The sequence below is a fragment of the Intestinibacillus massiliensis genome (genome assembly GCF_900155735.1).
GTDB lineage: Bacteria > Bacillota > Clostridia > Oscillospirales > Butyricicoccaceae > Intestinibacillus > Intestinibacillus massiliensis.
Window position 1 is genome coordinate 20,080 of record NZ_LT707050.1, and the last position, 11,358, is coordinate 31,437.

Annotated in this window: 11 protein-coding genes and 1 tRNA gene; 8 read left to right on the forward strand and 4 right to left on the reverse strand. The window is 51.5% G+C overall.

Annotated elements, in window-relative coordinates:
• Nucleotides 1-34 precede the first annotated feature (34 nt).
• The 7 genes from CZ203_RS02400 to CZ203_RS02430 all read left to right on the forward strand — a co-directional run bounded on the left by CZ203_RS02400 (nucleotide 35) and on the right by CZ203_RS02430 (nucleotide 7,155).
• Nucleotides 35-110: transfer RNA gene (locus CZ203_RS02400), tRNA-Pro, on the forward strand.
• Nucleotides 111-285: 175 nt separating this feature from the next.
• Nucleotides 286-951 (forward strand): hypothetical protein, encoded by a 666-nt coding sequence (locus tag CZ203_RS02405; RefSeq protein WP_087064529.1) that lies wholly within the window; start codon nucleotides 286-288, stop codon nucleotides 949-951.
• Between the two features lie 472 nt (nucleotides 952-1,423).
• The gene (locus CZ203_RS02410) at nucleotides 1,424-2,110 is read left to right on the forward strand and encodes a response regulator transcription factor (RefSeq protein WP_087064531.1); all 687 of its coding nucleotides are present in this window, start codon (nucleotides 1,424-1,426) and stop codon (nucleotides 2,108-2,110) included.
• A complete protein-coding gene (locus tag CZ203_RS02415) occupies nucleotides 2,097-3,086 on the forward strand; it encodes a sensor histidine kinase (RefSeq protein WP_087064533.1) in 990 nt (329 codons plus the stop codon). Before CZ203_RS02410 ends, CZ203_RS02415 begins: the two co-directional genes overlap by 14 nt.
• Nucleotides 3,087-3,174: 88 nt before the next feature.
• A complete protein-coding gene (locus CZ203_RS02420; protein ID WP_087064534.1) occupies nucleotides 3,175-3,861 on the forward strand; it encodes an ABC transporter ATP-binding protein in 687 nt (228 codons plus the stop codon).
• Entirely contained in the window at nucleotides 3,858-6,440 is a 2,583-nt protein-coding gene (locus CZ203_RS02425; protein WP_087064536.1) for an ABC transporter permease, read from the forward strand. Before CZ203_RS02420 ends, CZ203_RS02425 begins: the two co-directional genes overlap by 4 nt.
• Nucleotides 6,441-6,621: 181 nt before the next feature.
• A complete protein-coding gene (locus tag CZ203_RS02430) occupies nucleotides 6,622-7,155 on the forward strand; it encodes a methylated-DNA--[protein]-cysteine S-methyltransferase (RefSeq protein ID WP_087064538.1) in 534 nt (177 codons plus the stop codon).
• A 198-nt stretch (nucleotides 7,156-7,353) separates the two neighbouring features.
• Here the strand turns inward: CZ203_RS02430 and CZ203_RS02435 are convergent, their stop codons facing one another.
• From CZ203_RS02435 to CZ203_RS02445, 3 genes are all read right to left on the reverse strand, one after another.
• The gene (locus CZ203_RS02435; RefSeq protein ID WP_087064540.1) at nucleotides 7,354-7,611 is read right to left on the reverse strand and encodes a hypothetical protein; all 258 of its coding nucleotides are present in this window, start codon (nucleotides 7,609-7,611) and stop codon (nucleotides 7,354-7,356) included.
• Nucleotides 7,612-7,912: 301 nt separating this feature from the next.
• Nucleotides 7,913-8,758: a tyrosine-type recombinase/integrase gene (locus tag CZ203_RS02440; RefSeq protein WP_087064542.1), complete on the reverse strand. Its 846-nt coding sequence runs from the start codon at nucleotides 8,756-8,758 to the stop codon at nucleotides 7,913-7,915.
• Between the two features lie 311 nt (nucleotides 8,759-9,069).
• Nucleotides 9,070-9,372 (reverse strand): hypothetical protein, encoded by a 303-nt coding sequence (locus CZ203_RS02445; RefSeq protein WP_087064544.1) that lies wholly within the window; start codon nucleotides 9,370-9,372, stop codon nucleotides 9,070-9,072.
• A 193-nt stretch (nucleotides 9,373-9,565) separates the two neighbouring features.
• On the opposite strand from CZ203_RS02445, the gene CZ203_RS02450 reads away from it, so the two are divergent.
• The gene (locus CZ203_RS02450) at nucleotides 9,566-10,207 is read left to right on the forward strand and encodes a hypothetical protein (protein ID WP_087064545.1); all 642 of its coding nucleotides are present in this window, start codon (nucleotides 9,566-9,568) and stop codon (nucleotides 10,205-10,207) included.
• A gap of 110 nt (nucleotides 10,208-10,317) precedes the next feature.
• Here the strand turns inward: CZ203_RS02450 and CZ203_RS02455 are convergent, their stop codons facing one another.
• Nucleotides 10,318-11,211 carry a MerR family transcriptional regulator gene (locus CZ203_RS02455; RefSeq protein ID WP_087064547.1) on the reverse strand — a complete coding sequence of 298 codons (894 nt, stop codon included), beginning with the start codon at nucleotides 11,209-11,211 and terminating at the stop codon, nucleotides 10,318-10,320.
• Nucleotides 11,212-11,358: the final 147 nt, after the last annotated feature.

Consider the following 11,358-nt stretch of genomic DNA (forward strand, 5'->3'; position numbering starts at 1 on the left):
TCCCCATATGATATTCTAATTGGGCGAGGTAAATCCGGGTGTAGCGCAGTTGGTAGCGTGCTTGACTGGGGGTCAAGAGGCCGCAGGTTCAAGTCCTGTCACTCGGACCAAAAATAGAAAGACCGTCGACTTTTGTCGGCGGTCTTTTGCTATGACTGTATTCATATAGGTTTCCTTCGTTTACATTTTACCAAGCACTATTATTTGGATTTACAGTAAAAACGAGGTGCAATTTTGGATTTTTACCACACAATTATTATGATATAAAAGAAAAGAGGGATTTATTTGTTAGATAATCTCGTTCTTGCATACCGTAGTGAATTTTACGATTGGAACTTAAAAGAAACTGTTCAATTTTATAAGAGGAATAAAAAATTTCTTTGCGGATTCATTGTTTTCATACTCATTACTATACCTACAATAATATACAGCCTAATAAACAGAACTATTGTACCAACGCTTGCTCTTATATTCATAGAACTAATTCTAGGTATCGCTAGTGACCGGTTGATGGTAAAGCATCATCGGCAAATCATTTCTAAAAAGAAAGAACATATAAAAACTGTAAAACTTTTTTTGAAAACTGCAATTCCTGATAAAGATTTGTATTCTAAAAAGCAAGTCGAGGAATTGATAGGCCGGTTATCAATTCGTATAGATACTGGTGCTCCATTCAATAAGTTCAAATCGAATCTCATTAGTTTTGCAAAGGTTATCGTTTTCCCAATTATTACATATATTGCAGGGATGTATTCTACAAATATCCGTGAACATGAATTTACTGCGGTTATTGCTTGGACTATTAATATCATTCTTATCATTGGATTGGTCTATATAGCATGTGGTATGCTATCTCAGGCAGTACAAAAAATCACTTGCCGGAATTATGATGCGGCAATAGCGTTGAGAGAAGATTTGCTAGACATTAAGCTTCTATTTTTTGAACAATAAGTAGCATTAAAACCCGTCTTCCATTTATTACAAACCATCAATATAATTGGCTTTCTCCAAGCCCTATAAATTCAATCGGCCAAAATAAAAAGACCGTCGACAAAAGTCGTCGGTCTTTTGTTATTCCTTGCTTCATGCAAAATTTTGACCTCAAAGATTTAAACGCCCATAACAAACATAAAATCTTACTTTCAATTCATTATTCAAAATGTGGCATGTGCAGCGAAAGAAAATGCTGCCCATCCCGCCGCTCTCGCCTTCGCCCCCCTGTTATGTAATCCATTCCTCCATGGGTTTTACCGTCTCGCTACAGACATGCCCACACGCATCTTCCCCCTTTCCGGCATCCATGCTATAATTTTTATAGCATTTTCAAATTTGTATGGCGGGCATCCCGGATCGCTTGTACGATTCCCAACATGGCCTGTCATAGTGAATGCTGTCAAATTAACATAGAGGGAGGGCGTGCAGCATGCCGCGAATATTTTTGGTTGAAGACGACCAGGCAATCGCCAAAAACCTTGTACTCTTGCTCCGCGCAGAGAAATTCACCGTCACCCATGCCGCTACGCGGGGCGAAGCCCTTGCCGCGCTTGACGGGAACCAATTTGACCTCGCGCTGGTCGATATCGCATTACCCGACGGGAACGGCTTTACCGTATGTACGGAAATCAAGGAATCATGCAAGATCCCCGTGATTTTCCTGACTGCTTCCGGCGATGAGGCGAGCATTGTCACTGGCCTGAACATCGGCGCGGACGACTATATCACAAAGCCGTTCCGCTCGCGTGAATTAATTGCGCGGATTAATGCCGCCCTGCGGAAAAGCGGCCGCGCCCCATCGGCGTTTACCGTTGCCGGCCTTACGGTCGATACAGCCAGCGGCGTTGTGAAAAAACACGGTCGCGAGGTGTTCCTATCTGCTTTGGAATACCGCTTGCTGTTGACGTTTCTTAATAACCCCAAAAGCATCCTCACACGCGGGAAGCTACTTGACGAGCTGTGGGATGCGGCCGGCGAGTTTGTCAATGACAATACGCTCACCGTGTATATCAAACGCCTGCGGGAAAAGATAGAGGACGAACCCGCACGCCCGAAGATCATATTGACCGTACGCGGCACCGGATACCGACTGGGGGATGGAAATGCTCCGGAATAAGGAATTTCGCCTATTTGCAATCATATTTGGACTACTTGCAGCCGTCTCCACTGCGCTCGGTTTTGCGCTCAGCGCGGAAGCCGGTATCCTCTGCCTTGCTTCCGCCGCTGCCTATGGCGCAGCCTTTGTGGTTTTTACCGCTGCGCGGTATCAAAACATTGCAAAGCTTTCGCATCAAATCGACCTTGTCCTTCACGATGAAAACCGCCTGTCTATCGACGGGCTGGATGAGGGCGAGCTTTCCATCCTACACAGCGAAATCACCAAGCTGATGCTGCGCATCCGCGAACAGAACGACGCGCTGAAACAGGATAAAGTGCACCTGGCAGACTCCTTGGCCGATATCGCCCACCAATTGCGTACGCCGCTCACGTCCGCAAACCTCATCCTATCGTTTCTGGAAAACGGCCTAGATGAAGATAAGCGCAAAGCCTTCGTGCGCGAAACAGAAGGACTGCTGATGCGGATGGACTGGCTGATCACTTCCCTGCTCAAGCTGTCCCGCCTGGACGCCGGGGTCATCACGTTTCAGACCGAGCCCATCCCGGCGGACGACCTTATCCATACTGCCCTGCGCCCGCTTCTGATCCCAATGGAGCTGCACAACATCAGCTTGCAAATAAACGCACCGCAAGGGATCCATCTCTTGTGTGATCCCGGCTGGCTTTCGGAAGCACTGCAAAATATTTTGAAAAACTGCATGGAAAGCGCGGGAGATAACGGCTCGATCCAAATTGCATGTACGCAAAACCCGCTTTTCACCGAAATACGCATTACGGACAATGGATCGGGCTTCCGGGAAGAAGAGTTGCCCTGCCTCTTCGACCGGTTTTACCGTGGCAACAGCGCAAATGCGACGGGCTATGGGATCGGGCTTGCGCTCAGCAAGACCATCATCACAAGGCAGGGCGGTACGGTCACCGCGAAAAACCACCCGCAGGGCGGTGCGGTATTCGCCATCCGTTTCCCAAAGTGACGGATCTCTCACCTGAAAGTCACCGTGCTGTATGGTTTAAGGCTCTATTATAATAAGTAGCCGGCCAACGCAAAAGGAGGACTACAAAATGGAGCTATTGAGAATTGAAAACCTATGTAAGGTATACGGCAAGGGTGAGAGCCAAGTGACCGCGCTCGACCATGTTTCGCTGGCCATCGAAAAGGGCGAGTTCACCGCGATCATCGGCTCTTCCGGTTCCGGTAAATCCACGTTGCTGCACATAATCGGCGGCGTGGACATTCCGACCAGCGGCAAGGTCTATCTGGACGGGCAAGACGTTTACGCGCAGGGCAACGAAAAGCTGGCGATTTTCCGCCGGCGGCAGGTCGGGCTGATTTATCAGTTCCATAACCTCATCCCCACGCTGGATGTGGTGGAAAACATAACCTTGCCGATCCTGATGGACAAGCGGAAAGTCAACGAGGAACGGTTAAACGAACTGCTGGAGCTGCTCGGCTTGCAAGACCGCAGGACGCATCTGCCCAACCAGCTTTCGGGCGGGCAGCAGCAGCGCGTTTCCATCGGCCGCGCACTAATGAACGCCCCGGCCGTCATGCTGGCCGATGAACCCACAGGGAGCCTGGATAGCCGGAACGGGCATGAAATCGTCAACCTGCTCAAACGCAGCAACAAAAAATACGGGCAGACGCTAATCGTTGTGACGCATGATGAAAACATCGCCCTGCAGGCCGACCGTATCATCGGCATCGCGGACGGCAAGGTGGTGCGGGACGACCGGGTGGTGCGGCCATGAATATTTTTCACAAAGTCGCGCTGCAAAGCTTGCGGAAAAACCGTACCCGCACGGCTGTCACAATCGTCGGCGTGATCCTGTCGGCCGCTATGATTACGGCCGTCATCACCTTCGGGGTTTCCCTGCTGCACTATATGGCGCAGGGCGCGGCGCAGAAATACGGCGATTGGCACGTCGCGTTTTTGGATGCCGATCCCGCTTTCGCACAGGAACAGGCGGACAACGAGGCGGTAGCCGGCACGGCAACCTTTGAGAACATAGGCTATGCGCCGCTTTCAGACGGAGACGCCCCTGACAAGCCCTATCTCTTTATCGCCGGGTTTCATGAAAAAACCTTTGATACCCTGCCCATCACGCTGCTTTCCGGCAGGCTCCCTGAAAACAGCGGGGAGCTTCTTGTCTCAGGACGCGCCGCAGCGGAAGGCGGCGTGTCCTACGCAGTGGGCGATACGGTTTCCTTTTCCGTGGGCGACCGTGTATACGGGGACAGGGAACTTGGCCAAGGCGACCCGTACACCCCTGGGGTGGAAACATTTGTGCCGCAAGAGGTGAAGGCATACACAATTGTGGGGATTTGCGCGACGCCGGTTTTTGAAGGGGACGCCGCCCCTGGGTATACCATGATTACAAGGTCGGACGGCGCAGCCGCCATGGACAGCCTCAGCGTATTCGTTACGCTGAAAAACCCGCGCAGGGTCCATGCTTACGCGATGAGCGCGGCAGGCGCCCATGCGTACCTGCTGAACCATGACGTCCTGCGTATCATGGGGCTATCCGACGATCCCGCCGACAAGGTATTCAATGCGCTTTTATATGCGTTCGGCGGCATTGTCATCGCCATTATCATGATCGGGTCTATTCTTCTGATCTATAATTCGTTCAGCATCTCGCTAAACGAACGGATGCGGCAAATCGGCCTCCTTGCATCCGTAGGCGCCACGGCAAAGCAGTTGCGGAACTCCGTGCTCTTTGAAGGGCTTTGCATCGGTATCGTCGGCATCCCGTTCGGCGTGCTTGCGGGCCTCGGCAGTATCGGGCTTGTAATCGCCTTTGCGGCCAACAACTTCAGTACGATCTTCCATTTCGGCGTTCCCTTAACCTTGCACCTATCCGTTTCTGCCATTTTAGGCGCGGCGGTGATCAGCTTGGTTACGATCCTGATTTCCGCTTATATCCCCGCCAAGAAAGCTGCCGGCACGCCGGTGATGGAATGTATCCGCCAGACAAATGCAATAAAGGTGGAACCCAAAGCCATTAAAACGCCGCGGCTGGCACAGCGCATTTACGGCCTGGAAGGGGTTCTTGCGCTGAAAAACTTTAAGCGGGACAAAAAACGGTATCGCAACATTATCCTTTCGCTTATTTTAAGCATCGTACTGTTTCTCTCTACCAGCGCCCTGGTCATGGATTTAAAGCGCATGTCGGAACAGGCGGACGTGGTCACCGATTATGACATCGGGTTCGGCGTGCAGGATATGGACAACGGTGAAATGCTGGCGCTGTACAACCGGCTCAAAACCGTGGAGGGCGTCACCCAAAGCTCATACCAGGCCGATCTGGAGTATACCTGCGCCGTGCCCGCGGATGCGCTTTCAAACGCCTACTGGGAAACCGCAGGGACACGCCAGGCGGACGTGGCAGAACTGTCCATGGTAGCCCAATTCCTCGACGATAACACCTATCTGGGAATCCTTGGCGGGCTTGGCCTTCCTGCCGAGGAGTATACGGGACAAAACGCAAAAATAATCGCCGTTGCCAAAATCCAAGACCGCGCAAACCAGGCGGAAGGGATGCATGGGCTTCCCGACTTGTTTGCCAACAATTCTGCGGATGTAACCCTCATCCCCCACACAAACGGGGAACTGAATATGGCGGCGGCGCAAAACGCAAATATCACCTGTGTTGAAACGGTCCCGCCTGATACGCCCCCATCTACGGCAAACGTCCCCCAGCAGCCATACTTTTTACAGGTAATGCTCCCTTATTCACGCATAGGGGAGTTCATCCCTCCAAACGGGCTGGTAGATACCAGGGTCAAGGGGTTCACCTTCCAGTCAAGCGACCCACCGCAGTCGATGGCTGCCATCAAAACAGTTATTCAGGACGCAGGGGTCTCCTCTGCCTATTTGCTGCTCAACACCTCCGAACTGCTCGAGGAAAACCGCAGTTATATCTTCGTTGCAAACCTGTTTGCCTATACGTTTATCCTAATGATCTCGCTGATTGCAGTCGCCAATGTATTTAATACGATCTCTACGAATATCAAGCTGCGCCGCCGCGAACTCGCCATGCTCCGTTCGGTAGGGATGTCCGACCGCGATTTTAACAAAATGATGTGCTTTGAGTGTGTATTCTACGGCGTCAAGGCATTGCTTTACGGGCTTCCCCTGGCCGTGGTTTGCGCTTGGTTTATCCACAGCAGTATGGTCACTGGCCAGGTCGGTTTTACGCTGCCGTGGGGCAGCATCGGTATCAGCATACTCGGTGTGTTCCTGGTGATATTCATTACGATGCTGTACGCCGTCGGCAAAATTCGTAAGGAAAACATTATCGACGCGCTGCGCGACGATATGGCCTAAGCCCTATGATCCCGGTATTTTTATCTTATCTCCCCAAGCCCCGCTCCGGCGGGGCTTTTTGCTGTTTCCTGGATTTTATCGTGAACCATCCAAGTTCATGTGATAAAATAAAGATATCGTATGGGGGGCGCCTGCAAATTTGCACCAGCCCGCAACATGTGCACCAGGCAGGAGGGAAAATATGCAATATATCAATCATTATGCATCGCCGCTTGGCGGCATTACGCTGGGGAGCGACGGTGAAGCGCTGCTCGGGCTGTGGTTTGACGGCCAGAAATATTTCCCGGACATACTGCCAAAGGAATGGAAAAGCGCAGAACTCCCCATATTCCAACAAACAAAACGCTGGTTGGATATCTATTTCGGAGGGGATATCCCAAGGTTTACGCCGCCCTTGCGCATGCATGGTTCTGCCTTACGGCAATGCGTCTGGAAAGCCCTGCTGGAAATCCCCTACGGGCAAACCGTGACCTATGGCGAAATTGCAGGCCGCGTGGCCAAGGGATACGGCCTTGGAAGCATATCAGCACAGGCCGTCGGGGGTGCTGTGGGGCACAATGCAATTTCCATCATCATCCCCTGCCATAGGGTCGTTGGCGCCAATGGCAGCTTGACCGGTTATGCCGGCGGCATCACAAAGAAAGTAGGGCTGCTAAAGCTGGAAAAGGCAAATATGGACAAGCTTTTTGTGCCAAAGGAAGGCACTGCGTTATAAAATCCTGGTGGGCAAAAGTATACAGCAAAACGTCTCCTGGGGCTGTATTAATCTGATTTATATATGTTTTCCAAGAAGAAGCCTCCCGGGTCATGGCATATTCGGGAGGCTTCCTTTTATCCTTGCCAGCCACGCTGATATGTACGCTGCCGGAGGAAAAGGCGGCGCCCCGTTGGCTCACCGGTAAACCGCTTCCCATTATCCATCACTTACAGCGCGCCTGATCGCAGCCAGCAACCTTTGGCGCGCTTCCGCCGCATCTTGCACGGCTTCTTCACCAGCTAGGTAGCGTAACGCATCGTTCCATTCCGCCAAAGACGCGTCTTGGTATGCAATGGCCTCCAAGGCTCGCACCAGGAGCAACGGTTCCTGCGCCTTCATGTGCCTGAGGTCGGACAGGTAACTGCAGCCCGTCCTATAGGCCAGCACATCGAGCAAAGACAATTTTACCAGCAAAGCAATATCCCTCCCATTTTACCGTAGTAGTCAAAATCAACATTTTGTATACAGCCGCATTGCACAAAATAACTTAACTGCACGGTAAAATGGTTGCCTTACCAGACTTATATGTAGGTTTTAAGCATATGCGCGCACCAATCCAAGGCCGCTGAAAAACGCTTCCGCCCGGCCTTGGATTGGTGCGCCGTAATTTAGGAAACAGCTTGTTTTCCAGCGCGGCACATGCTATAATTTTTACAGAATATGTAGACACAAGCGCCATATCTTCGCGGCTTTTGCGTCGAAATGTTGATTTTGTCTACGATATAAGCCCCAGCTGATCAAGCTGCTGCGCCTGTTCTTTGAATGACGTAATGAGATAAATGCGGGTGGTCTCGATCGAAGAATGCCCCAGGACATCTGCAAGCCGCGCGATATCCCTGCACGCCCGGTAATAGGATACGGCAAACAAATGGCGCAGGTTGTGCGGAAAAACCTTGGACAGGCCGACGCCCGCATATTTGCACAGCCGTTTCATTTCCGTCCAAATCTGCCGCCGTGACAAGCCGTTTCCGCTCCTGGTGAGAAAAATCCCGCCGGGGGCGATTTTATTTTGCTTCACATATTTCAGCAGCTTTCGGCACAGCTTGGCGGGTAGGATAATCGTGCGCACCTTTCCTTTCAGCGAGATTTCCGCACGTCCCCTTTGTGCCGCTTCCACGGTGATATATTTTACCTCGCTCACCCGGATGCCGGTCGCGCAAATGGTTTCCATGAGCAGCGCAAGCCTGTCCTGTCCGCGTTTCCGCGCGGTCGCGAGCAACAGGCTGTATTCCTCACGGGTCAGCTCCTGCTTTGCGTCGCGGAACAAGCGCCGCTGCACGCGCAGATACTTGACGTTGCATTCTTTCCAGCCGGCATATGCAAAAAAGCAGTGCACCGCAGCAAGCATGGAATTGACCGTTACCGGCGCATATCCCTTGTCGCATAGAGCTGCTTTCCATTCCGTTACAGCGGCTTTGTCAACGCCCTTCCCGCAAAGCCACGCAGCAAAAGCTTTTACATCCCGCAGGTATTTTTCAATGGTACCCTCGCTTCGCTCCTCCGCCCGCAAGAAAGTTTCAAAGCCTGCAATTTGACTGCGCGTGATTATCTGGTATTCCATCCAACGCCCTCCATCTCGTAAATTCATAGCATTATTTTACCGTATGCACGGCCTGTCCATACATCCGGGCCGTTTCATGGATGCGTAAATTTATATCGCGCAGCCGGAGCCTGTACGCAGGGAGATGTATGTGGTGCAAACAAAGGAACACCCGCCTGCAAGCGTTGCCTTGCAGGCGGGTGCCTATTTGGGTAGGGGAATATCTGAAAAGGAGGGGGAACAACTGCTCCTTGTATGTAGCCAGTATAACAAAACGGCCATGGGCTGTTGTAAACAAGCTTTCAACAAATGGTGAATATTGCGTAAAATACCTAGCCGTCCCCGCACGTCCCGCCGTCTTTTGCATTGCCGGGGGTTTTGGAGATGCCCAAAATATCACGGAGGGACAAAACCGCATGCGTCTGCCCCTCCGCAATGCCAAAAGCCGCCCTGCGTTCCGGATGCGCCCGGAGCAGGAGCTCGATCCCGCGCCCGACATTTTGCAGCATCTGTGCACTGTAAGCCTCCCACTGTGCCTGATCCATCAGCAGGTTCCCATCGTAATCCCTTACCGGCACGACCGTGCCGTCCGGCAGCTCCATCGCGCTGCATCCCCGCAACGGCGTTTTTCCCATAAGCTCACCCCCTGCAGCAAACTTATGCGCCCATGGCTGTCCGTTATTGATGCAGCCGCCGTATCCACGGTATAATTTTTTAAAGCGGAAATTATTAATATTTATGAACGCTGTCCCATATGCCTTGCATTTCCCCTCTCGGCATATTAAAATAGCAGAAACCACTTTTATTCAGATATGGAGGACCCTGCTTGTGAATGTCCGCCCCCGTTTTAAATTCCAACACGCCGCGGGTTCCTATGCCGCCGTTTTTGTAATCGGGCTGTTTGCCGGCCTGATCACAAGGCTTACAGACCTCCTCCCTTCTGACACCATATGGGGATGGGGCTCCATTGCAACGCTTTTTGGCTTTTGGATTGTATCCGCAACCCTGCTTACTTACTTCAGTTCTTCCAACCGGAACGCCGGGCTGAACGTGTCCCTTTATTTATTCTCCATGAGCCTCAGCTTTTATGTATTGCAATACGCATTCGGCCTATTTTCCGCCCGGTTTGATAACGGCGGGTTCAAAACCAACCTATTTATCCTGTATGCCGCCTTATCCGCCGTCTGCGGGCTGGTTTGCTATGTTTTATATGCGTGGAATAACGGCAAACGGTATAGCAGCGTGCTGTACGCGCTTCCGGCAGGCGGGCTGGCCGCAGAAACGTTAGGCGTCGGTGTCTACTTGGCAAACCAAAAAACTTTTTTGTTCCAGTTCCTGTTTGACCTTATCAGTTTGCTTTTGATTGGCCTGTGGTTCGGCCACAAAGCCCGTCATCGTGCGGTTTACGGTGTCACGTTGGTTTTGTCCGCTGTGCTCGAATATCTGTTTTTCTATCGACCATTTTTATAAACGAAGCAACGCAGGGGAAAGCCCCCGGCCGGTGTGATGCCGGCCGGGGGCTTCCCCTTGCTTTATTTTATGCCGGGCGTCCGTATCCCCGGCTCGGATGCAGCGGCTGCTTAACGCATTTTGATATCGTCCGGTTGCCGACCCTGCCAATAATACCGAAGCGCCTCCCCGATAAACCTTGACGCCCCCGCCCCATACCGCGCATCCATGGCTTTTATTATATCCGCGTTATGGAGATACCCGTCGGTCAGTACCGTCCAGTAGTTTTCGCCTATTTTCATGGCCGGGCGGTCCTGATCATCAAGCAGGTGCATCATTTCATCAATAATCCCCTGTATTTCCTGTGAATGGGCGTCCTTTGAAACATCCTGCAGCAATTCTTCCATCAGCTCCTGGTTCTTTTCGACATACCCCTTCTCTTTGATCCGTTCCATCTTTTCAATATTTTCTGAAAAATGGCTCAGATTTTCCTTCATATCCGCAACATATTGCTCGACGCTCCCGTGGTAACGGATCGCAGACTCTATCAGCGTGTCCTCGTGATCCTTCATCCGCCGGAGGAGCGCATCGAACGCCTCCAAACTGCCCCATTGTTTGATGACGGCCTCCGCATTCTCATTTTTAAACTGTTCCATGATCTGATAATACCCGTCCAAATTAAACGCCTGAAAGCCCATGCAGGCCTCGCCCCTTTCCAGTTTACCAAGCAAATCCAGCAGCCTGTCCAGCCTGTCACGCTTTGCCGTCAGCAAAGCCTTTTGCTCCTTAAAGGCTTGCAATTTGTCAAATCCCGGATCTTCCATGATCCTTTTGATGTCCTTAAGCGGAAAATCCAGCTCTTTAAAAAACAGCACCTGCTGCAGGACATACAAAGACGCGTCATCATATAGCCGGTATCCCGCGTCTGTGACCTTGGTCGGTTTAAACACCCCGATCTCATCATAATACTGTAATGTGCGCACGCTGATCCCTGTCAGCCCTGCGACCTCTTTGATTGTCCTCAACCCATCCGCCTCCATTTTCTGTCCGCTATCACATGCAGCGCTTTGCCTTGTCCGCCTATCTTTATCTTACAATATCACGCAGCGTGAGGGTCAACTGGTTTCTGCCGGAAACTATCATCAATTTTATGAAGCCGCTATGCTGCCGGC